At 65.4% G+C, this 20,906-nt stretch carries 15 protein-coding genes and 1 tRNA gene; 11 read left to right on the top strand and 5 right to left on the bottom strand.

Annotated elements, in window-relative coordinates:
* Positions 1 to 25: 25 nt before the first annotated feature.
* From purD to KLP40_RS08600, 6 genes are all read left to right on the top strand, one after another.
* Positions 26 to 1,312, top strand: a complete 1,287-nt coding sequence (purD, locus tag KLP40_RS08575) for a phosphoribosylamine--glycine ligase (protein WP_215593365.1) — start codon at positions 26 to 28, stop codon at positions 1,310 to 1,312.
* Positions 1,296 to 1,937 carry a phosphoribosylglycinamide formyltransferase gene (purN, locus tag KLP40_RS08580; protein WP_246558727.1) on the top strand — a complete coding sequence of 214 codons (642 nt, stop codon included), beginning with the start codon at positions 1,296 to 1,298 and terminating at the stop codon, positions 1,935 to 1,937. Before purD ends, purN begins: the two co-directional genes overlap by 17 nt.
* A 153-nt stretch (positions 1,938 to 2,090) precedes the next feature.
* Entirely contained in the window at positions 2,091 to 3,605 is a 1,515-nt protein-coding gene (purF, locus tag KLP40_RS08585; protein ID WP_215593367.1) for an amidophosphoribosyltransferase, read from the top strand.
* A gap of 160 nt (positions 3,606 to 3,765) precedes the next feature.
* On the top strand, positions 3,766 to 4,917 hold the full coding sequence (locus KLP40_RS08590; protein WP_215593368.1) for an AIR synthase-related protein: 1,152 nt from the start codon (positions 3,766 to 3,768) through the stop codon (positions 4,915 to 4,917).
* Between the two features lie 576 nt (positions 4,918 to 5,493).
* Positions 5,494 to 6,543, top strand: coding sequence for an outer membrane beta-barrel protein (locus KLP40_RS08595; protein ID WP_215593369.1), 1,050 nt, complete (start codon positions 5,494 to 5,496; stop codon positions 6,541 to 6,543).
* 86 nt (positions 6,544 to 6,629) lie between these two features.
* Entirely contained in the window at positions 6,630 to 8,003 is a 1,374-nt protein-coding gene (locus tag KLP40_RS08600) for an ammonium transporter (RefSeq protein ID WP_215593370.1), read from the top strand.
* 7 nt (positions 8,004 to 8,010) lie between these two features.
* On the opposite strand, the gene KLP40_RS08605 is transcribed toward KLP40_RS08600, so the two are convergent.
* Positions 8,011 to 8,565, bottom strand: a complete 555-nt coding sequence (locus KLP40_RS08605; protein WP_215593371.1) for a hypothetical protein — start codon at positions 8,563 to 8,565, stop codon at positions 8,011 to 8,013.
* 593 nt (positions 8,566 to 9,158) lie between these two features.
* Between KLP40_RS08605 and KLP40_RS08610 the strand changes: the two genes are divergently transcribed.
* The gene (locus KLP40_RS08610; RefSeq protein ID WP_215593372.1) at positions 9,159 to 10,118 is read left to right on the top strand and encodes a YitT family protein; all 960 of its coding nucleotides are present in this window, start codon (positions 9,159 to 9,161) and stop codon (positions 10,116 to 10,118) included.
* 31 nt (positions 10,119 to 10,149) lie between these two features.
* Positions 10,150 to 13,323, top strand: coding sequence for a cyclic nucleotide-binding domain-containing protein (locus KLP40_RS08615; protein WP_215593373.1), 3,174 nt, complete (start codon positions 10,150 to 10,152; stop codon positions 13,321 to 13,323).
* A gap of 23 nt (positions 13,324 to 13,346) precedes the next feature.
* Here KLP40_RS08615 and KLP40_RS08620 read toward each other — a convergent pair whose 3' ends face one another.
* The gene (locus KLP40_RS08620; RefSeq protein ID WP_215593374.1) at positions 13,347 to 15,581 is read right to left on the bottom strand and encodes a tetratricopeptide repeat protein; all 2,235 of its coding nucleotides are present in this window, start codon (positions 15,579 to 15,581) and stop codon (positions 13,347 to 13,349) included.
* The gene (locus KLP40_RS08625) at positions 15,578 to 16,108 is read right to left on the bottom strand and encodes a hypothetical protein (RefSeq protein ID WP_215593375.1); all 531 of its coding nucleotides are present in this window, start codon (positions 16,106 to 16,108) and stop codon (positions 15,578 to 15,580) included. Before KLP40_RS08625 ends, KLP40_RS08620 begins: the two co-directional genes overlap by 4 nt.
* 348 nt (positions 16,109 to 16,456) lie before the next feature.
* On the opposite strand from KLP40_RS08625, the gene KLP40_RS08630 reads away from it, so the two are divergent.
* On the top strand, positions 16,457 to 16,990 hold the full coding sequence (locus KLP40_RS08630; protein WP_215593376.1) for a DUF4240 domain-containing protein: 534 nt from the start codon (positions 16,457 to 16,459) through the stop codon (positions 16,988 to 16,990).
* A 46-nt stretch (positions 16,991 to 17,036) separates the two neighbouring features.
* Here KLP40_RS08630 and KLP40_RS08635 read toward each other — a convergent pair whose 3' ends face one another.
* Entirely contained in the window at positions 17,037 to 18,515 is a 1,479-nt protein-coding gene (locus KLP40_RS08635) for a nicotinate phosphoribosyltransferase (RefSeq protein WP_215593377.1), read from the bottom strand.
* Positions 18,516 to 18,723: 208 nt separating this feature from the next.
* On the opposite strand from KLP40_RS08635, the gene KLP40_RS08640 reads away from it, so the two are divergent.
* Positions 18,724 to 19,410, top strand: a complete 687-nt coding sequence (locus KLP40_RS08640; protein WP_215593378.1) for a response regulator transcription factor — start codon at positions 18,724 to 18,726, stop codon at positions 19,408 to 19,410.
* A 120-nt stretch (positions 19,411 to 19,530) separates the two neighbouring features.
* Here the strand turns inward: KLP40_RS08640 and KLP40_RS08645 are convergent.
* A tRNA-Arg gene (locus tag KLP40_RS08645) sits at positions 19,531 to 19,602 on the bottom strand.
* Between the two features lie 115 nt (positions 19,603 to 19,717).
* Between KLP40_RS08645 and KLP40_RS08650 the strand changes: the two genes are divergently transcribed.
* Complete coding sequence (locus KLP40_RS08650) at positions 19,718 to 20,881, top strand: DUF2652 domain-containing protein (RefSeq protein ID WP_215593379.1); 1,164 nt, start codon at positions 19,718 to 19,720, stop codon at positions 20,879 to 20,881.
* Positions 20,882 to 20,906: the final 25 nt, after the last annotated feature.

Raw genomic sequence — 20,906 nt, forward strand, 5'->3', positions numbered from 1 at the left:
AAGTGATTTTATAGATTGAATAACCATGAGCACCAGCAATAAAACCCTAGTACTCCTCGGCGGCGGGGCCCGTGAACACGCCATGGCGTGGAAGCTGACCCGCGACGGCGCCACCGTGCACGTGCTGCCCGGCAACGCCGGCATCCCGAACAGCCACCCCGAAATCAGCGCCACTGACTTCCCGGCCATCCAGGCCTTCTGCCAGGAGCACGGCGTGAAGCTGGTTGTAGTAGGCCCCGAGGCCCCGCTGGCGGCCGGCGTGACGGACTTCTTCCAGGGCTCCGATATCCGGGTGTTCGGGCCGAGTCGGGCGGGCGCGACGCTGGAAAGCTCCAAGGTGTGGAGCAAGGACTTCATGCGCCGCCACGGGGTAGCCACGGCCCTGTCGTGGCAGTTCCGCTCCGATAAGCTGGACGAAGCCCGGGCCAAGGCCACCGAGCTGGGCGGGCAGGTAGTGGTGAAGTTTGATGGGCTGGCGGCCGGCAAGGGCGTGTACGTGTGCTCCTCGGTGGAAGAAGCCCACGCCGCCCTCCGCGACCTGGAGCAGCAGCACAACGGCTGGTTCAGCTTCCTGCTCGAAGAAAAGCTCAGCGGCCCCGAAATCAGCATCATCGGCGTGACCGACGGCAACCGGGTGCGGCTGCTGGCTCCGTCGCAGGACCACAAGCAGCTGCTGGCCGGCGACCAGGGCCCCAACACCGGCGGCATGGGCGCCTACTGCCCCGTGCCCTTCGCCGACGACAATATCCTGGCCGCCATCCGCACCCAGATTGTAGACCCCACACTGGAGGGCCTGCAGGTGGAGCAGTTCGATTTCAAGGGCTTCCTCTACTTCGGCATCATGCTTACGCCCCAGGGCCCGAAGCTGCTCGAATACAACGTCCGCCTCGGCGACCCGGAGGCCGAAGTGCTGCTGCCGGCCCTGGAAAGCAGTTTGCTGGAACTCATTGAAGCTACCCTCGACGGCACGCTGGCCCAGTGCAACGTGTGGCAGCGCCCCGGCTACTACGCCGGCGTGGTGCTGGCCTCGGGCGGCTACCCGGCCAGCGGCTTCCCCACCGGCTTCCCCATCACGGGCCTCGCCGACCTGCACCCCAGCATTCTGGCCTTCCACGGCGCTACCAGGCACAATGAAACCGGTGAGCTGGTAACCAACGGCGGCCGGGTGCTGGTGCTGGTGGGCCACGGTGCGGAGCTGGAAGAAGCCGTGCAGCACGTATACCGCGAAGCCGCCAAAGTTCATTTTCAGGATGTGTACATCCGTACTGATATCGGCCAGCGGCCGGAACCCATCCTTGGCACCAACTGGTAACCATAGCGCCCCGCGGGCCCGGCTGGCCATCCTGCTCTCGGGCCGGGGCTCCAACATGGTAGCCCTGGTGCAGGCCGTGCAACAGGGCGTGTTGCAGGGCCTGGCCGAGGTGGCCGTGGTGTTCAGCAACGTGCCCGACGCGCCTGGGCTGGCAACGGCCGCGGCCCTGGGCTGCCCCACGGCCAGCCTCAGCAGCCAGGGCCGCAAGCGGGCCGAGTTCGATGCCGAGGTGGTGGACGTGCTGCAGCAGTACCGGCCCGATTACGTGGTGCTGGCCGGCTACATGCGGATTCTGTCGCCCACCTTCATCCGCGCCTTCGCCGGCCGCATTCTCAACATTCACCCCGCCGATACCCACCAGCACCAGGGCCTGCACGCCTACGAATGGGCCTTCGACAACCACCTGCCCGAAACCAAAATCACGGTGCACCTGGTGGACGAAGGCCTCGATACCGGCCCCATCCTGGCCCAGCACCCGGTGGACCTGCGCGGGGCCGCCACCCTGGCCGAAGTGGAGCGCCGCGGCCTGGCCGTGGAGCACCGCGTGTACGCCGAAACCCTGGCCGCACTTATCAAACAGGAACGTCATGCTGAGCGCAGCCGAAGCATCTCTACCTCTGACTAATCAATGATTAATGAACGAAGCGGTAGAAATGCTTCGACTGCGGCTGCGCACCTTGGCTTGATACGCCACATGCTCAGCCTGACGTTCTTAAATACCACCCCACCCACCACCCCCAGCGGCCTGACAACGGGTAACTGACAACTGACAACTGAAATGTGCGGAATAGTAGGTTTTTACGGTCCCGATGACGTCGCCCACGACATCGTTTTTGGCCTGACGGCGCTCCAGCACCGCGGCCAGGATGCGGCTGGTATTGCCACCTTCGACGACAATTTCCACCTCTGCAAGGGCAACGGCCTCATCTCAGATGTGTTCCGCCCCAAGCAGCTGCGCAAGCTCACGGGCAACATCGGCATCGGCCACGCGCGCTACACCACCCAGGGTTCCGGCGACGCCGAGCTGGCCCAGCCGTTTACCACCAGCTACCCCTTCGGACTGGCCATGGTGCACAACGGCAACGTTATCAACTTCCGCTCGGCCGCCAAGCGTTTGCATGAGAAGTACCACGTGCTGCCCAAAACCAGCAACGACTTGGAGCTGATCATGTACACCTTCGCCTCGGAGCTGCGCCTGAAGAACCTGGATGCGCTGTCGGTGGTGGATATTTTTGATGCCGTAGAAACCACCCAGGAGCTCGTGAAGGGCGCCTACGCCACCATCACCATCATTGCCGGCCACGGCCTGCTGGCCTTCAACGACCCGCTGGGCATCCGGCCGCTGTCGTTGGGCCGCCGCCAGACGGAGCAGGGGCCGGTGTACGCCTTCGCCTCCGAAAGCACCTGCTTCGATTACCTGGGCTTCGAGTTTGTGGAGAGCGTGGGGCCGGGCCAGGCCATCTTCATCGACCAGGATTTCAAGGTTCACCACAAAAACCAGCCGGAGCAGCCCAAGGCCTTCTGCGTGTTTGAGCACATCTACTTCGCCCGCGAAGACTCCACCATCCACGGCCGGCTGGTGGCCCGCGAGCGGGTGCGCCTGGGCAAGCTGCTGGCCCGCAAGGTCATCGAGTCGGGCATTCAGCCCGATATGGTAATTGACGTACCCTCGTCGGGGTATTTTGCGGCCTCCGGGCTGGCCGAGGCCATTGGCGTGCCCTACCGCCGGGCCCTGGTCAAGAACAACCACATGGGCCGCTCCTTCATCGTGAGCAGCCAGGCCGGCCGCGAGGACATCGTCAAGAAAAAGCTCAACCCCATCCGCGAGTTTGTGGAGGGCAAGAAGGTGGCCGTGGTCGATGACAGCATCGTGCGCGGCACCACGTCGCGGCGTATCGTGCGCATCCTGCGCGAGGCCGGGGCCACGGAGGTGTACTTCATCAGCAGCGCCCCGCCCATCATCGCGCCCTGCATCTACGGCATCGATATGGCCATGAGCACCGACCTGATTGCGGCCAACTATACGGAGGAGGAAATCTGCCGCCACATCGAAGCCGACCGGGTGATTTACCAGTCGATTGACGACCTGAAGGAGCTGTTTTCGGAGGAGAAAGGCCACGGCGGCAGCTGTTTCGCCTGCTTCACCGGCCAGTACCCCACCGGCGACGTGACCAAGTACCTGGGCCACATCCAGGAGGAACGCCAGAGCCACCGCGGCGAAAAGCCGAAGAAGAATGCGGCCGACGTCGTGCCCTCCGTCAGCGCCAAAGCCCCCGAGCCCACCGAGCATTGATTGAGAACTTAGATGTGAGAGCTTAGAACGGAGAAGTAAGAACTTAGAAAAACACCTTCTGAAAGCACCTACTCCTGTAAGTACTTTTCTCTAAACACTTAATTCTCAATCCTAAACTCTATCATCTCAGTTCTGAGCTCTAATTTCTAAGTTCTATAGAATGAACGACATCAAAGCCACCGCCGGTTACTCCATCGAAGAAGGCAACGCCGCCTCCAAGAACGCCTACCACTGGGCCCAGAAAACCTTCGCTACCCGTGCCGGCAAGCCCGGCGAGCCGGCCCAGGATCTGGCGGGCGGCTTCTCCAACGAAATCCGTTTTGGCCAGGAGCGTCTGGGCATCGGCTCCGACGGCATCGGGACCAAGATTGAGGTGGCCGAGCGCCTGGACCGCTACGACACGCTGGGCTTCGACCTGATTGCCATGGTGGCTGACGACCTCATCGTGGCCGGCTTCGTGCCCACCAACCTCTCCAACATCATCGACGTGAACACGCTCGACTACGCGGTGGTGGACGAGCTCATGCGCGGCCTCCACGACGCGGCCCAGTTCAGCCAGATTGCGGTAACGGGCGGCGAAATTGCCGAGCTCGGCAACCGCATCGGCGGCTACCCGGGTGCCCGCATGAACTTCAACTGGTGCTCCACGGCCGTGGGCGTGCTGCACCCCAGCCTGGAGCGCCCCCTGAGCGGGGCCAACGTGCGCGCCGGCCAGGCCGTGGTGGCCCTGCACTCGCCCTCCTTCCGCTCCAACGGCTATTCCCTGGCCCGCCGTGCCCTCACCAAAGCCTTCGGCGAAAAGTGGCACGAGGCCCCCTACGGGGAATTAAAAATTAAAAGTGAAAAGTTGAAAATTGATAGTTCAGAGGCCAACAACCAACAACTAACAACCAACAACTCCAAAACCTGGGGTGAGGTGATGCTGGCGCCTTCGCTCATTTACTCGCCGGGTGTGGCGGCGGTGCTCGATGCGGGCCTGCCCGTGCACGCGGCGGCCCACATCACCGGGGGCGGCATTGCCGACAACTTCAAGCGCGTGCTCAAGAGCGGCGTGGGCGCGGAGCTCGACAACCTGTTTGCGCCCCTGCCCGCCATGCAGCAGCTGGCCGAGCTGGCCGGCATCACGCCCCAGCAGGCCTACCTCTACTGGAACATGGGCAACGGCATGCTCCTCGTCACTGATGAAGACCAAGCCGCCGCCGTAGCCGACACCCTGCGTGCCAGCGGCTACCAGGCCCAGGTGGCGGGCCGCATCACGGCCGAGCCGGGCGTGACACTGCGCGTGGACGCGGGCGAGCTGCACTACGAGTAACCTACGGCCAATTGGAGTGAGCCAGTCTCAAAAGCCCCTGATGCCAGCGCATCAGGGGCTTTCGAGCTTTTAACCCCGGCCTGTCAGCAGAATTGCCAGCTCACCAGAATAAGCATTTATGGAAATGCACGAATTTCAATAATAGGGATAAATATTGAGGGTGGTTATCTGTTATCATGGGATATTATGATAAAATAGGCATATAATTTAAGGGTGTATTGTTTTAGTAATGATATATTTTTCTATATTAGCCATGTAAAATGTAAGGGCAGGCTTTGACGCCGGTCATACCTGCTCCTGACGACGCACCCGCCTGCCGCTCTGAATACCCTCCCCCCAGGCTAGTTCCCATCCTGGTGCGCGGAGTGAGGCTTGCCTTTTTAACCTCTCCTGGTTCTGCAGGACCAGACCCCTTTTCATCAGTAGTAATGCTTCCCGGAAAACGGGGACGAGCTATGGGTACGCCGGTGCCCGATTCGTCCGTAGGCCGTGGGCAGCAGGAGTATGCTTATCAGGGCCCGGAGCCATGCTCCGGCGGGGCCCTGTCTTCAGTGTGTCACTCTTAAACCGGACCGTATGCTACTTTTTACCACGCTGGTGGCCCTGTGCGCGCCCTTGTCGGCCGAGCCAGGCGACTCGGCGGCCGTCAAACCCTTTAAACTCTCGAGGTACGCCGATGGGTATTACCGGTACAATTTTCAGAACCCACCGGACGCGCCTTATAATAACCTGACCAGCTTCACCAACAGCCATAATTCCTTTGAGCTGGGCATGATTTCGCTCAAGGGCGAGCACACTATGGGCAAGGTGGGCCTGGTGGCCGACCTCGGATTCGGTCGGCGGGCCGAGGAATTCTCCTATAACGATGCCAACACGCGCTTTATCATCAAGCAGCTGTTCCTGACCTATGCCCTCACCGACAAGCTCAAGCTCACGGCCGGCAGCTGGGCCACGCACATCGGCTACGAGTCGGTAGACCCCTTCCTGAACCGGACTTACAGCATGAGCTACCTGTTCTCGTACGGGCCCTTCTTCCACACCGGCCTCAAAGCCGAGTACGGGTTGAGCAGCAAAACCACCCTCATGCTGGGCGTAGCCAACCCCACGGACCTGAAAAGTGCCAGCCATATGCCCAAAACCATCATTGGGCAGGTGGCCACCAGCACAACCGACGACAAAATCAAGGCCTACTTTAATTACCAGGGCGGGCGGCAGCAGGATTCCCTGCGCCTGCAGCAGGCCGACCTGGTGGTGACTTACGCACTGACGGAGCAGTTGAGCTTTTCCGGCAACGGCAGCGTGCAGTACCGCCAGCAGCGTACCGAAACCGGCTGGCAAACCGGCCAGGCCTGGTGGGGCTCGGCCCTGTATGTAAACCTCGACCCCGTGCCCTGGCTGGGGCTCACGCTGCGGGGCGAGTACTTCTCCGACCGCCGCAACGTGCTGGGCTTCGACTCCAACGTGCTGGCCACCACGCTGGCGGCCAATCTGCGCAGGAACAACCTCACCCTCATTCCGGAGCTGCGCCTTGACCGGAGCGAACAGCCGACGCTGTTCGTGAACAAGGACGGTATCGGGCGCAACACCACGGTGGGAGCCCTGCTGGCGGCCGTGTACACCTTTTAGGCGCGCTGCCCGGCGGCGTTGTCCGGCCGGCGGCGGGGCTTTTGTCTGGTCTTTTTTCGAGTTCAACCAACCGATCTACCTGCTTTATGGAAACCACGCTTACCCCGAAATCCAAGCTGAACTACGGCACGCTCACGCTGCTGGTCCTGTTCGTGCTGAGCGGCATTGCGGCCTTTATGCCGCTGCCGCACCCCTCGGCCACTTCGCCCGAGGTGCTTAACGCCGCCGATGTGGCCTGGATGCTCACGGCCTCGGCCTTCGTGCTGCTGATGACGCCCGGCCTCTCGTTTTTCTACGGCGGCATGGTGCGCCCCAAAAACCTTATCAGCACCATGCTCCAGAGCTTCGTAGCCCTGGGCGTGATTTCGCTGGTCTGGTACTTCGTGGGCTTCTCTTTGGCCTACGGCGACTCCTGGGGCGGACTCATCGGCAATCCGCTCACCTTCATGATGCTGCGCAACGTGGGCACGGCCCCGCACCCGGCCCTGTCGCCGGCCATTCCGTTCGTGCTGTTTTTTGCCTTCCAGCTCAAGTTTGCCATCATCACGCCCGCTCTCATCACCGGCTCCTTTGCCGAGCGGGTGCGGTTCAAGGGCTACCTGGTGTTCATCATCCTGTTCTGCCTGTTTGTGTACTGCCCCCTGGCCCACTGGACCTGGCACCCCGAGGGCTTCCTGCGCCAGTGGGGCGTGCTCGATTTTGCGGGCGGTACGGTAGTGCACATTTCGGCGGGCGTAGCCGCGCTGGCCGGGGCCCTGGTGCTGGGGCCGCGCAAAGCCCACCGCGAAACGGCTTTTTCCACGCCTAACGTGCCGTTTGTGCTGCTGGGCACGGGGCTGCTGTGGTTCGGCTGGTTCGGCTTCAACGCTGGCTCGGCCCTGGGCGCCAACGAACTGGCGGCGCTGTCCTTCGTGAACACCAACCTGGCCTCGGCCGCGGCGCTACTGGCCTGGATGCTGCTGGAAGTGGCCCGGGGGGGCAAGCCCACGGCCATGGGCGCCTGCATCGGGGCCGTAGTGGGCCTGGTGGCCATCACGCCCGCCGCCGGCTACGTCGATTACGGCCAGAGCATCCTCATCGGGCTGGTTGGCGCGGGCGTCAGTTTCCTGGCCGTGCACTGGAAAAACAGCCGCACCAGCATCGACGACACCCTCGACGTGTTCCCCTGCCACGGCCTGGGCGGCATCGTGGGCATGATCCTGACCGGCGTCTTCGCGGCCAACGTGGGCCTGGTGCACGGCACCAGCACGGTGTTCCTTTACCACCTGCTGGCCCTCGTGATTGTAGTGGCCTACACCTTCGCCGTATCCTGGGTGCTGCTCAAGCTCACCAACGCCCTGTTCGGCCTGCGCGTAAAATCGCCCGATGAAGAGCTGGGCCTCGATTTAAGCCAGCACGAGGAGTCCATTTACCACGTAGACGAGGAGTTCGAGAAAACCTACCGCCGCGAGCTGGTTTAGGGCAGGTCTAAGGCAGCGTTTCGGTACTGACCAGATCAGCCGGAGGAAGCTGCATGGCCTGCTCGAAGTGGCGGAGGAGCTCCTCAAATAGCCCATTAAGGGCCATCAGGCGCCGGGTGCGCGCAGCGCTGGGCCGGGTGTACACCAACGTCTCGACGGCGGTGGTTACCGGGCCGGTGCTGTGCTTGCCGGCCCGGGCATAAGTGGGGCGGGTGTACGTGAGGTCGGTGAGGCGGTAGTGGTAGGCGCCGTGGCGTACCCGCACCGTGAGCCGGCCCGCGTACTGCGCCTCCCCCCGCCGGGCAATCACACGCCGGCTCAGGGTGCCCGCTGCTGTGTCTACCTGGGGGCTGCCGGCCCGGTAGTCGGTGCTGGCGGCCGGCCAGGTCCGGGCGCGGGCCAGCAGCTCGGCGGGCGTGGCTTCGGGCGCGGACCTATCGGCCGCGTACACCACACGGTGGGTGGTTGTTTCCAGCGGCAGGGGAGAAAACTGCCAGGGCGCATCCTGCGCCTGGACCCGGCTGCCGAGCAGCAGCGCGAAGGCCAGCAAGTAGCGTTTCATGGGCGGGAAGTCAGGGGTGAAGCAGCACGGCAACGCAAAGAAACTGTATACGTGCCAACTGCTCCCGCGGGTGTTGCGCATGATGCCCACCACCTCACCGGCCCAACCGAATACGGCCCGGCCCGGCAGCTCCGTCAGGAGTTGTCGGGCCGGGCCGTATTCGGGTTAGGACTCCCGGCCCGGGGTGAATGCACCGCCCGCCCAACTCGTGCAGGCTGATTGGCAGAGCACAACGGCAGATTTCTCGGGCGCGGGTGCTGCTGCGCCACGGCTTCCTGCCCTACCCCCAGGGTCTTTTTGAGCGAGTGTAAATTATATAATGATTTTAATTTATTCTTACACATTTAATAGGTAAATTAAGCCATGACAAGACCCCGGCAGGAAGCGGGAACAGGAGCACCAGGAACAGGAGCACCAGCAAGAGGTGACAGAGCCGCAACCCCGGGCACGAAGTCAGCAGATTGGCGGACTGTTTTGTAAGCGGATGCCCGGGACATGTAGGTAGCGGCTGGCATACCGGCCTCATGGGAACCGGGGGCCGGAAGAGTAGGCTGACCTTCTTGAAGCAGCCGGTAATTTTTTTCTCCGCGTCTATGGCACCAAATCAGCCCTTTCCCGCTGCTCCTCCGGCGCCCGTTCTTCCGTCCGGTTCGGTCCGGGCGGCGGCCGCTCAGCGCCTGCTGGCTCTCACGCCCAGCCAGCTCCGCCAGAAGCTGCTCCAGCTGCTGCTGCTGACCACGGGCGTTTTCTCGGCGGCCCTGGGTCTGAAGGGCTTCCTGCTGCCCAATGAGTTCATCGACGGGGGCGTAACGGGCATTTCCATGCTCATCACCCACCTGACCGGCCTCTCGCTGTCGGTGCTGATTCTGCTCATCAACATTCCCTTCATTGTGCTGGGCTACTACCAGCTGGGCCGGGAGTTTGCCCTCAAAACCCTGCTCACCATTCTGGGACTTTCGGGGGCGTTGTGGGTGCTCTCGTTTCCGGCCCTCACCGAGGACAAGCTGCTGATTGCCGTGTTCGGCGGGTTTTTCCTGGGGGCCGGCATCGGGCTGGCCATGCGGGGCGGAGGCGTGCTCGACGGCACCGAAATTCTGGCCGTCTACATCAGCCGCAAGCTGCCCGGCTCCATCGGCGACGTGATCATGATCATCAACATCCTCATCTTCGGGGTGGCCGCCTGGCTGCTGTCCGTCGAGACGGCCCTGTACTCGATTCTGGTCTACCTGTCGGCGGCCAAAACCGTGGATTTCGTGCTGGTCGGCATCGAGGAGTACACGGGCCTGACCATCGTATCCTTCCACAGCACCGAAATCCGCCGGCTCATCACCGACGAGCTGCACCGGGGCGCCACCGTCTACGAGTGCACCCAGGGCTTCGGCTCCCACGGGCATCAGCGCCTGAAAGTAGAAGCCATCTTCACGGTCGTTACCCGGCTGGAAGTTATCAGCCTCACCCGGGCCATTCACGCCATCGATCCGCAGGCCTTCGTGGTGATGCAGAGCGTGAGCGACACCCGGGGCGGGCTGATCAAGAAGCGAGCCCTGCATTAGCGGCCCCACGGCCTCCCAAAGTTCCCTGCCAATGAAGCCAAACGCATGGTTCCGCCCCTGGGGAATGCGGCCGGGCGAGATGAAAGTCGTCAGGCTGCTGTCTCTGCACCGCCTGCTGCTGCACGCTGGCACCCTGCTCGTGTACGTGGCCGTCACCACGCTGGCGCTGGGCCATAACCCGGCCCGAACGCTGCCCCTGGCCTACGTGCTGGGGGGGCTGGCCATGCTGGCCGCCGGGCGCCTGTACGCCCGCTGCGCCCGGTGCTGGACGCGGCCGCAACGGGCGGGCGGGGTGCTGCTGGCTGCGGCCGGGGCCGCGCTGGGGCTGGCCGGGGCGCTGCTGGCACATCCCTCGGTAGGAATGGCGGTTGCCGGTGTGGTGGGCTTCCGGCTGATGGGGCTGCTGACCCAGCTCTCGGCCTGGGATGCCGGGGCGGCCGCCGACAGCGGGCGGCAACGCCGGAGCCTGTTCGGCCTTACCAGCGCCACCGACCTGCCGGCCCGGATGCTGGGGGGGCTGGGAGCCGTGCTGGCCGGCGTGCTGATGGACAACGCCGACTATGCGGTGGGCGTAGCGCTGCTGTTGGCCTTCGGGCTCTACGGCCTGGCCGGGTACCTGCAGCGCCGCGCCCTGGCCGGCGCGCCGGCTCCGGAGCCGGCTCCCGCCAGGGCGGAAGCGCCCGCCGCCGGTCGGGCCCTGATCCGTTGCCTGGGCCTGAGCGCGCTGGCCCTCACAGTGGTGGGCGTGGGTGTGGAGTACGGGTTCTGGCGGCTGCTGAGTGCCCGCGTACCCGAGCCGGCGGCCCTGTTGCGGTGGGCGGGCGGGCTGCTGGCCCTGCTCTACGGCGTCTGCGCCCTGGGGCGCCGGCCGGCCGTGCGGGCCCGCCTGCACCGGCTGGGTTTGCGCCGCGCGTTCGGGCTGTTGCCCCTGCTGGCACTCGGGGGCGTGGCCCTTGGAGCCGTGGTGCCTTCCGCCGGCCCCGGGGCGCTGGCCTACGCCACGGGGCTGCTGCTGGGCCTGGAAGCACTGCGCCGCGTGGTACTGGAGCCGGCCTTCGAGCTGCTGCTGGAGTCGTTGCCGCCGCCCTTGCGCCGGCAGGGCTACGCGGCCCTCAAACGCAGCTACGAACCCCTGGGACTGGCTTTGGGCGGCGTACTGCTGCTTGGTGGCAACGCCGGGGGCTGGCCCGCCGGTGGGGTGCTGGTCTGGCTGGGCGGATTTCTGCTGCTGGCCCTGGGCCTGCTGCGTCAGACTTACCGGCACTACCTGCGGGAGCTAGAAGCGGCGCTGGGCCTGCCCACCCGGCTGCCCGCGCCGGCGGACGGCCCGGCGGCCGTTTCCGCCGCGCTGCACGCCCTGCTCCACCTGCACCGCGCCGCCAGGCCCACACTCATCCGCCACGCCGGGCACCTGCTGCAGCACCCGCACTGCCAGGTACGGCTCCGCACGCTGGCAATGGTGGGCGAGCAGGCCGGCGGCACGCTGCTGCGCCACCTGGCCCTTACCGACGGCAACGCAAACGTGCGGGAACAGGCCAGCTGCCTGGCCGGCCGCCTGGCCGCCAGCCCCGACCTGCTGGATCACGCCGACCCGGCCGTGCGCCGGGGAGCCATCCGGGGGCGGCTGCAGGTGGCCCCCGCCGATGTGCAGGCCCGGGCCAGTCTGGCCGCCGTGGTGGCCGATGATGCCTGCCAGCGCACGGCCCTGGACCTGCTGCCCTGGCTGGAGCCCGCCCAGCAGGTAGCCTGCGTGGTGGCGGGCCTGCGCAGCCCCGACCCCGCCGTAGTAAGAGCCGCCACGCTGGCCGCGCCCGCCATTGGCCCGGCCGGACTGGTGCCCGCTTTGCTGGCGCTGATCCGGCAGCGGGAACACCGGCGGGCGGCGGCGGCGGCGCTGGCCCGGCTCGGGGAGGCCGCCCTGCCCGGACTGCGGGCCGCCCTGACGCTCCCCGGCGCTGAAGGACCACTGCGGGAACTGGCCCAGGTGCTGACCCACCTGAACAGCCCGGCGAGCCGGCAGCTGCTGCTGGACTTGGCCGGGGGCGCGCACCTGGGACTGCGGGCCGCAGCCGTGCGGGCCCTCAACGGGCTGCCGGCCGCGCCGGCCGAGGCACCGCTGTTTCTGCATCTGGTGGAAGACGAAATGCGCCTGGCCCAGCACCTGGTGCACCACCTGGCGGCGGCCGATGCGGAGCTGGGTGCGGCCCTGTCCTACGAAGTGCAGCAGGGCCGGCGGCGGCTGCTGGGCCTGCTGCTCCAGCTCTACGACCGGTCCCGGCTGCTACCCGTGCAGCGCAGCCTGCTGCACGCCCCCGCGGAGCTGCACCCCGCGGCCCTCGCCCCGCTGGAAGTCCTGCTGCCCCGGCCCCTCTACCAGGCGCTGCTGGCCCTGCTCGAAACCACGCCGCTCAGTGAAAAGGTACTGGCCCTGGACGATTTGCTGGGCCCGCTGGCGGAACCGGAGCCGATTCAGACACTCATCGTCCGCCGGGGCGCGGCGGCTTTCTCGGTCTGGACGGTAGCGGTGGCCCTGCAGCAGTGGCACCCTACCCCCGGCAATGTGGGGTATCTGCTGCCCCATCTGCAAAGCCCCCACCCGCTGCTGCGCGAAAGTGCCCAACAAGTGCTGCGCCGGCTGCCCCTGCAGCGGCCGGCGGCCCTCGACCAACTCCTGCTGCTTTCTCCCACACTTCCATCCCCCGCTGCCATGCCCGAGCCTGTTACCTCCTCCTCCGTTTCGCTCGTTGCGCGCGTCCGGATGCTGAAACAAACCGCCCTGTTCGGCCAGGCTCCCGAAAGCGTGCTGGCTACCCTGGTGCCGGTGATGCACGAAGTGAGCTTCCGCCAGGAAGAGGAAATCTTCGCCGAAGGGGCGCTGGGTACGGCCCTGTTCATTATTGCAGAAGGGGAGGTGGGCATTTTCAACCACCGCCAGCTGCTGACCATTTTCGGGCCGGGCGAGTTTTTCGGGGAGCTGGCCCTGCTCGATGCCGCTCCCCGCTCGGCCACGGCCCTGGCCCTGCGCCCCGTGCGCGCCTTTCGCATCGACCAGGAAGATTTCTACGCCGCTACGGAAGACTGCGCCGACATCACCCGCAGCATTATGCGCGAATTGTGCCAGCGCATCCGCCGCCAGAACGAGCAGCCGGCTCCGCCCGTGCCCGTGACCCGGCCCCGGGCGGCCCGGCCCATCGCCCAGCCGTAGCGCCGGCCCCGGAACCAGCCCGGCTACCGGGGCAGGCGCAGCGTGATTTCGGTGCCCCGGTCCGGCTGGCTGCTCAGGCTGAACGTGCCCCCGTGGCCCTGCACCACAATGTCGTAGCTCAGGGAGAGGCCCAGGCCGGTACCTTCGCCGGGGGGCTTGGTGGTGAAGAAAGGCAGCAGGGCTTTCTGGCGGACTTCCTCGCTCATGCCCGGCCCGTTATCCACGATGCGCAGCTGCACCTGGTGGGCAAGCAGGCAGGTATGCACTTCCAGCCGGGGCACGTACCCCGGGGGCGCCAGGGCCTGACGCTGGGCCAGGGCGTAAAACGCGTTGGTGTACAGGTTCAGCAGTACCCGCCCGATGTCCTGGGCCACGATCCGGACAGTCGGCAGCTGGGGGCTCAGATCGGTTACGAGGGTGGCGCTGAAACCCGGATTCCGGGTCCGGAACATCTGGTAGGCCATCACCAGGTGGTCGGCGGCCAGGGCGTTCAGATTGGTGGCCTCCATTACCCCGGCGCTGACCTGGGAGTGCTGCAGCATGCCCTTCACAATGTTGTCGGCGCGGTGGCCGTGCTGGGTGATTTTGTGCAGGTTGTCGGTGAGGGTGGCCAGCAGCTCGGTGGCGTAGGCTTTTTCGGCCTCCGGTAGTTGCTGCCAGGGCCCGTCCAGAAATTCCTCCACCAGCTCGGTACTCACCTCCGAGAAGTTATTGACGAAGTTGAGCGGATTCTGAATCTCGTGGGCAATGCCGGCCGTGAGTTCCCCCAGCGAAGCCATCTTCTCGCGCTGAATCAACTGGTTCTGGGCCGCTTTCAGCTCCGCCAGGGCCCGGGTGAGGTCCGCCAGGGCCCGGGTCAGCTCGTCGCGCTGGCGGGCAATCTGGGCGTTTTTGGCGTTGAGGTGACGGTTGGTGCGCTGCTTGAGGTACACGTTGCGCCAGAGCAGGCCAGCCACCAGTACCAGGCTGGTCAGGCCGGCCAGCAGCCCATAGAGCTGCAGGCGCTGACGGGCACTGCGCTGGGCCTGCAACTGGCGCGTTTTGCGCAGCAGCGCAATCTGGGTTTCCTTCTGGTCGAGCTCGTAGCCGTAGCGCAGGGCGCTGGTTTTGCGCTGCGTGGCCTCTCCCGCCAGCGTGTCCTGGTAGGCCGCAAACAGCCGCTGCTGCCGATAGGCGGCCGGGTAGTTGCCCAGGGCGGCGTAGGACTGGGCCAGCAACTCGGTGGCGGTGGCCAGGTGGCCGTTGCTGCGGGTACGCTGGCTGAGCTGCCGGGCGTGAGTGGCCAATGGGAGGGCGCTGTCGGGCTGCTGCAGCCGCAGGTAGGCCCGGGCCAGCAGCAGCTCCACGGCCGGCCGGTTGAAGTCGTCCCGGGTGCTGTCGACCAAAGCCCGGGCGCGGCGGCCGTGCAGCAGGGCCCGGTTCGGGTGCCCCTGCTCAATGTAAACTTCGGCCAGCCCGATTTCATTGGCCAGCTGGTTCTGCATGTCGCCTAGGCGGGCGCACACGGCTACTGCCTGCCGGAAGTGGCGCAGGGCTTCGGGCCAGTTCTGCTGGGCCTGGTACACGCTACCCAGGCTGTTGAGGGTGGCCGCCACCACCTGCTGGTCGGCCAGGCGGCGGCCGTCGCGCAGGGCCCGGTGCAGCACGGGCGTGGCGCTGGCGTAGTCGCCCAGCTTGCCGTAGGTGTCCCCGATAATGGCCCGCAGCTGGGTCTGCACGGCCCGGTCGGGGGTCTGCTCAGCCAGGCGCAGGCCGCGCAGGGCCCACCGCAGGGCCGCGGTCAGGTTGCTTTGCTGGGCCGCAATCAGGCTCAGCTCCAGGCAGGCGCGGGCCTCCCGGGGCCGGTCGTGGCGCAGGGCGTAGAGCCGTTGGGCCAGCCGGGTATAGTAGCGGGCCGAGTCGTAATCGGGCAGGCGGCGGTGCAGAATGCTGAGCCAGAGCAGGCTGCGGCCCATGGCGGCCGAGTCGGCCAGCCGGCGCGCGAGGCGCAGGGCCTGGTGGCTTAGCCCGAGGGCCTGGGGGGCATCGGGTACGGCCAACTCCAGCACCAGCGCGTGCAGGCGCTGCACCCGCACCGTATCGGCCTGGGGCTGGGTGCGCAGCAGGTGGCGCAGGCTGTCGGCGGTACGGCTCTGGGCCTGGGCCGGCAGTGCGGGCACCAACGCCAGCAGCAACAGCCAGAGCCCTCCGCCCAGGCGCAGGACCAGCAAACCCGGGGGGCCGAACGAGCCGCGGCGCAGCGGGCGAAACCGGCTCATTTGGGCGGGTACACCGGATTGTTGATCACGCCAATCTGGTTGCCCTCGGGGTCCAGCACGATAAACCCGCGCACTTCCGCCACCGCCTCCACTGCGCCGGCTTCCGGGCGTAACTCCGTCGCACGATGGTCATCCAGGTGCCGCATCTTGCGGAAGAGCCCGCCGTTGAATTTGTTGGCCCGGTTGGCACTCAGGGCCTCGTACTTGGCTACTACGTCTTGCGGCGTGGGCAGGGTCCAGTAGAATACCGGCTCCCGCAGCCGCAGAAACCGTGGGTTGGTTTCCAGTCGCACTTCCGTGGCGTCCACGTTGAACACGGCGTAGGGATAAGGCCCCTGGTTTTCTACCCGCGTGGGCGGCTTGCCGAAAAAGTCGGTGTACCAGGCAATGGCGGCGGGCAGCCGGTCGGCGCTGCGGACGGGATATAGCAGGGTTTTCTGGGCCGAAAAGCTGGCGGCGGCTCTGTCCTGGGCCTGCACCACTACCGGCCAGAGCAGCAGTAGGAGCCCCCAAATCACGTTTTTCATAAGCCGGTAACCGCTAGCAGGCCGACCCCGGGCGGCAGCCACACCGGCCAGCGGCACAACCTCTTCCCCCCAACCGACCCGATGAATACTTTATAGGACTAAGATAATAAAAAATATAATATATTTTAATTTGAATATATGTAACCGGGTGCAGCAGCTGGGTAGTGCCCTTCGTCCGAAGTCGGGCGCGACCAGCCGCCGGGAAAGCCGAATGCTTAGGAAAAGCTTCATCCGTCAGTTGTCGGGAAAGGCCGGAGCGCGGGCCGGAGAAAAGGCGGCTACCCGCCGATTTTTGAGTAGTATTGGCCCGCATTGACCGCGCTTCCGCTGAGCCTACCTTCTGACATTATGAATAGAAACGTATTCTGGGAGCTGCTAGAGGCTGCCAAAAAAGCCTCCGGGCAGGATGAGTCAATGCAGGCCGAACTACTGACGGAGGCGCTGACGGAATACGAGCCAGCGCAGATAGCGGAGTTCGAATGCCTGCTGTGCGAGTACCTGCTGGAGGCCGACCACTTCGGCATCCTGGCCGCGGAAAAGATTATCGACGGCTACGTGACAGACGATTCCTATCTGTACTTCCGCTGCTGGCTTATCGCCCAGGGCGAAGACGTGTTCCACGCAGCGCTACGCCATCCCGACAGCCTCGCGGACGTAGTCGAAGCCCGGTTTCCGGAGTGCGAGGCCTTGCTGGGAGTAGCCGACGAAGCCTTCGAGCGGCGTACCGGTCAGACCGAGGATGAGGAAGCCTATCCGAGCAATATTGCCGCCGCCCGCGGCTTAGACTATGAATATGGCTCGCAAACCAAAGGCGAAGACTGGACCGAAAACCAGCTGCCCAAGCTGCTGCCGAAGCTGTGGAAGAAGTTTGGAGGAGCGTAACCGTTAGAGAGCCGTAACACTTCGCACCACTTCAACAAGTGCGTCCTTACACGCCGCGCTTGGCCAGAATCAGCTGGGTGCGGAACGTGTTGAGCGACTCTTCCAGGCCCACGGGGTAGGTGTGGGGGTTAAGAAAGCGCCGGATGCTGGGGTCGAGGGCCAGCACTTCGCGGTGGGCGCGGGCCCGGCTTTCGGCCAGCGTGGGCAGTTGCTGCACTAGTTTGCCCTGTCGGAACACGGGCTCCAGCAACTCCCGGAACGGGGCCTCGGGGCGCACGGCGCGGCGGCGGGTGGCATCCAGCGGGTCCACGATGGTGAGCTGGGCGGGCAGGGGCTCGGCGGTGTTGTAGAGCATGTCGGCGCGGGGCTGGCCCTTTTCGCTTTCGTAACGGCGCACCTGCAGAATGCCGGGGATGCTGGTTTTGGCCAGCTGCTCCGAGAGCTTGATGGTGAAATCCCAGCCCGAGTCGTCAGCCTTGCGCAGGGCCGCCAGCTTGTACACGCCCCCCAGGGCCGGCTGGTCGTAGGCCGTTACCAGCTGGGTACCAATGCCCCAGGTATCAATTTTGGCTCCCTGGAGCTTGAGGCTGGTAATCAGGTTCTCCTCCAGGTCGTTGCTGGCCACGATGCGCACATTGGGGAAGCCGGCCTCGTTGAGCAGCTCCCGCGCCTCCCGGCTCAGGTAGGCCAGATCACCCGAATCGAGGCGGATGCCGCCCAGCTCGTGGCCCTGGGCGCGCATCTGGCGGGCTACTTTAATGGCGTGGCGCACGCCTTCCAGCGTGTCGTAAGTGTCTACCAGAAACACGGAGTCATCGGGGAAGGCCCGGGCGTAGGCCGTGAAAGCCGTTTCCTCGTCCTCGAACGCCATTACCCAGCTGTGGGCGTGGGTGCCTTTCACGGGAATACCGTAGAGGTGCCCGGCCAGCACGTTGCTGGTAGCATCTACCCCGCCCAGGTAGGCGGCCCGGCTGGCCGAAAGCCCGCCGTCGGGACCCTGGGCGCGGCGCAGGCCGAATTCCAGCACCGTGTCGGTGCCGGCGGCTTCGCGGATACGGGTGGCTTTAGTCGCAATCAGGGTCTGGAAGTTGACCATTGTCAGCAGGGCCGTTTCGATGAGCTGGGCCTGGAGCAAGGGGCCGCGCACCCGCAGCAGGGGCTCGTTGCCGAAGGCCACGGTGCCCTCGGGCATGGCGTCCACGTCGCAGCGGAATTCCATCGTTTTCAGGTAAGCCAGGAACTCGGCCGGGAACAGGGGGGCGCCCTTGGCGCTGCGCAGGCTGCCCAGGTACGTCAGGTCGTCGTCGGAAAAATGCAGGTTCTCCAGAAAGTCCACCACGTAGGCCAGGCCGGCGGCCACCGCGTAGCCTCCCTGAAACGGGGCCCGCCGGAAGTAGAGGTGAAATACCGCCTCGCGGTCCTGCAGGCCCTGCTGCCAGTAGCCGTAGGCCATCGTAAGCTGGTAGAGGTCGGTGAGCAAACTCAGGGAGGGCGCGTAGAGGCCGGAAAGCGGGGCAGAAGTCATGCGGGCAACAGTTGAGATGCCGTAGCTTACGCAGAAATTTTCATTCCGTCGGACATGGCTTCCCGCGGATGGTGCCGGACGCGGCCAGCGGGGCCGGCCGACGGCCGCGAAAACCACCGGCCGGAAGGGGCCGGGGCAATGCGTCAATCCCGCGGTTTTGCGTACTATTGCCGGAGTGCGGCCCGCCCGCCCCAGTGCCATGCCGCGTATGATTCAAATACTTCTTGCTGACGACCACGCCATTTTGCGCGACGGAATCCGGGCTTTGTTGTCGCGGGAAGCGGATTTGTGCGTGGTAGGGGAAGCCGGCACCGGCCGGCAGCTGCTGGAGCTGCTGGCAACCACACCCGCCGATGTGGTGCTGATGGACATCAACATGCCGGTGCTCGATGGGTTTGCCACGATGCCCTTCCTGCGCGAGCAGTTTCCGCAGGTACGGGTGCTGGTGCTGTCCATGCTTGACCACGAAAACTACGTGCACCGCATGTTTGAGGCGGGGGCCCTGGGCTACGTGCTCAAGAACGCCGACAGCGCCGAAATCACCCACGCCATCCGGACGGTGGCCGCCGGCCAGCCGTTTCTGTGCACGGAAATCGGACTGGGGCTGCTCAGCCGCGTGATGGAGCGTACGCCGCCCCCCGCCGCAGGAGCCCGGCCGGCGGGGTCGCCCGGCGGCAGTCCGGCCAGCCCCGCCGGCCGGGCCGATTTATCGGGCCGGGAACGGGAAGTGCTTCAGCTGATTGCGGAAGGCTACACCAACGCCGAAATTTCCGAGAAGCTCTTCACCAGCAAGCGGACCATCGAAACCCACCGCCAGAATATCATCGAGAAAACCCAGGCCAAGAACACGGCCGCCCTCATCCGCTTGGCCATGGCCGAAGGCCTGATTGCGTAAGGCCACAGCAGAAGCCGGTACCGGGCCGGGGCAGTTAGCTCCGCCGGGCGGTCAGATGTCCCCAAACCGACCCCGGGGAAAATAAAAACCGCGCTTCCGGGCTGGAAACGCGGTTTGGTGTAGCCGCGACGGGAATCGAACCCATATCAAGCGTTTAGGAAACGCCTATTCTATCCGTTGAACTACGCAGCCGGCAAAATCCTTCTCCACAAAGCTACGTTGAAAGCGCGGGCTGCCCAAACCGGCAGCGGCGGCGGCGGTGTATCTTCGCGCCGGACCTTTCGTGTTTCTCTCTTCCGGTGGTTGTATGGGTGTATTGGATGAATTGCGGGCCCAGCGCCGGGCGGCCGGAACGGCCTCCGGCTCGGCCGCCGATGGCCAGCAGCCGGCCCTGCTGCTCATTCCCGACATCAGTGGCTTCACCCGGTTCATTGAGCAGTCGAACAGCCCCCAGGCCCCGTTTCTGGTCGCCGATCTGCTGGAAATCCTCATCGAGGCCAACACGCTGGAGCTGGAAGTCAACGAAATTCAGGGCGACGCCGTGCTGTTTTACCGCCTGGGCCCGCCGCCTTCGGTAGACGACCTGGTGCGCCAGTGCCGCCGCATCTACCTCGACTTTCAGAACTACCTGCGCCTGGTGGAGCGCGATACGGGCTCGGAGCTGGCCGCCGCCCTCCAGGAGCTGGCCCTCACCCTCAAGATTGTGGTGCACTACGGCCGCGTGAGCGTGGCCCGTATCCGCGAACATACCAAGCTCATGGGCCGCGACGTGATTGTGGTGCACCGGCTGCTGAAAAACAACGTGGCCGGGGCCGAGTACGTGCTGCTTTCCGAGGGCTACACCCGCACCCAGCCGCCCGCGGCCCTGGCCGCCGCCTTCGACTGGACCCGCCTCTCGCCGGGCTCCACGTTCTACGAGTACCTCGGCGAAACGCCCTACCAGTACGCCTACCTCTCGCCCCTGCGCCTGCTGCTCACGACGGCCGCTCCGGGCGAAGCCGCCTCCGCGGGCCGGGGCTGCCGGCTGAAGGTGCGGCGGGCCCTGCCGGTGCCGGCCGCCTACGCCCTGCGCCTGCTCAGCAACTTCCGACTGCGCCCGCGCTGGATGGAAGGCGCCACAGCCGTGCACTACGACGTGACCAAGGCCGGCCGCCTCGGCACCAGCTACAAGGTCGACGTCTTCAACGGCCAGATTGATTTCCAGACCGTGCAGTGCCTCGACGACGACCAGGGCCACATCACCTACGTGGAGAAGATTTCCCACTTCCGCCTCTTTCCCAACGCTTTGCTCTTCTACCACCTCGAAGTAGTGGACATTGATAGTTGCCTGCTGACCCTGGAGCTGCGCTACGGGCACGTGGCCAGCCGCTGGCGCCTCGTCCGCTTCGGCCAGCTGCGCCGCCTGCACCGCTTCCTGGGCCGCTCCCTGCTTCGTCTGGCCCGGCTGGTGGGGGAGCGGGGAAACGGATAAGGCCAGGAGCCAGCGGGCAGGAGCG

The organism is Hymenobacter piscis (assembly GCF_018760735.1).
In the GTDB taxonomy this organism is placed as follows: domain Bacteria; phylum Bacteroidota; class Bacteroidia; order Cytophagales; family Hymenobacteraceae; genus Hymenobacter; species Hymenobacter piscis.

What these genes read in the sequence shown, in the direction of transcription:
- purD (WP_215593365.1), top strand. Translation starts at nt 26, where the DNA reads ATGAGCACCAGCAATAAAACCCTAGTACTCCTCGGCGGCGGGGCCCGT.
- purF (WP_215593367.1), top strand. Translation starts at nt 2,091, where the DNA reads ATGTGCGGAATAGTAGGTTTTTACGGTCCCGATGACGTCGCCCACGAC.
- KLP40_RS08590 (WP_215593368.1), top strand. Translation starts at nt 3,766, where the DNA reads ATGAACGACATCAAAGCCACCGCCGGTTACTCCATCGAAGAAGGCAAC.
- KLP40_RS08595 (WP_215593369.1), top strand. Translation starts at nt 5,494, where the DNA reads ATGCTACTTTTTACCACGCTGGTGGCCCTGTGCGCGCCCTTGTCGGCC.
- KLP40_RS08600 (WP_215593370.1), top strand. Translation starts at nt 6,630, where the DNA reads ATGGAAACCACGCTTACCCCGAAATCCAAGCTGAACTACGGCACGCTC.
- KLP40_RS08605 (WP_215593371.1), bottom strand. Translation starts at nt 8,565, where the DNA reads ATGAAACGCTACTTGCTGGCCTTCGCGCTGCTGCTCGGCAGCCGGGTC.
- KLP40_RS08610 (WP_215593372.1), top strand. Translation starts at nt 9,159, where the DNA reads ATGGCACCAAATCAGCCCTTTCCCGCTGCTCCTCCGGCGCCCGTTCTT.
- KLP40_RS08615 (WP_215593373.1), top strand. Translation starts at nt 10,150, where the DNA reads ATGAAGCCAAACGCATGGTTCCGCCCCTGGGGAATGCGGCCGGGCGAG.
- KLP40_RS08620 (WP_215593374.1), bottom strand. Translation starts at nt 15,581, where the DNA reads ATGAGCCGGTTTCGCCCGCTGCGCCGCGGCTCGTTCGGCCCCCCGGGT.
- KLP40_RS08625 (WP_215593375.1), bottom strand. Translation starts at nt 16,108, where the DNA reads ATGAAAAACGTGATTTGGGGGCTCCTACTGCTGCTCTGGCCGGTAGTG.
- KLP40_RS08630 (WP_215593376.1), top strand. Translation starts at nt 16,457, where the DNA reads ATGAATAGAAACGTATTCTGGGAGCTGCTAGAGGCTGCCAAAAAAGCC.
- KLP40_RS08635 (WP_215593377.1), bottom strand. Translation starts at nt 18,515, where the DNA reads ATGACTTCTGCCCCGCTTTCCGGCCTCTACGCGCCCTCCCTGAGTTTG.
- KLP40_RS08640 (WP_215593378.1), top strand. Translation starts at nt 18,724, where the DNA reads ATGATTCAAATACTTCTTGCTGACGACCACGCCATTTTGCGCGACGGA.
- KLP40_RS08650 (WP_215593379.1), top strand. Translation starts at nt 19,718, where the DNA reads ATGGGTGTATTGGATGAATTGCGGGCCCAGCGCCGGGCGGCCGGAACG.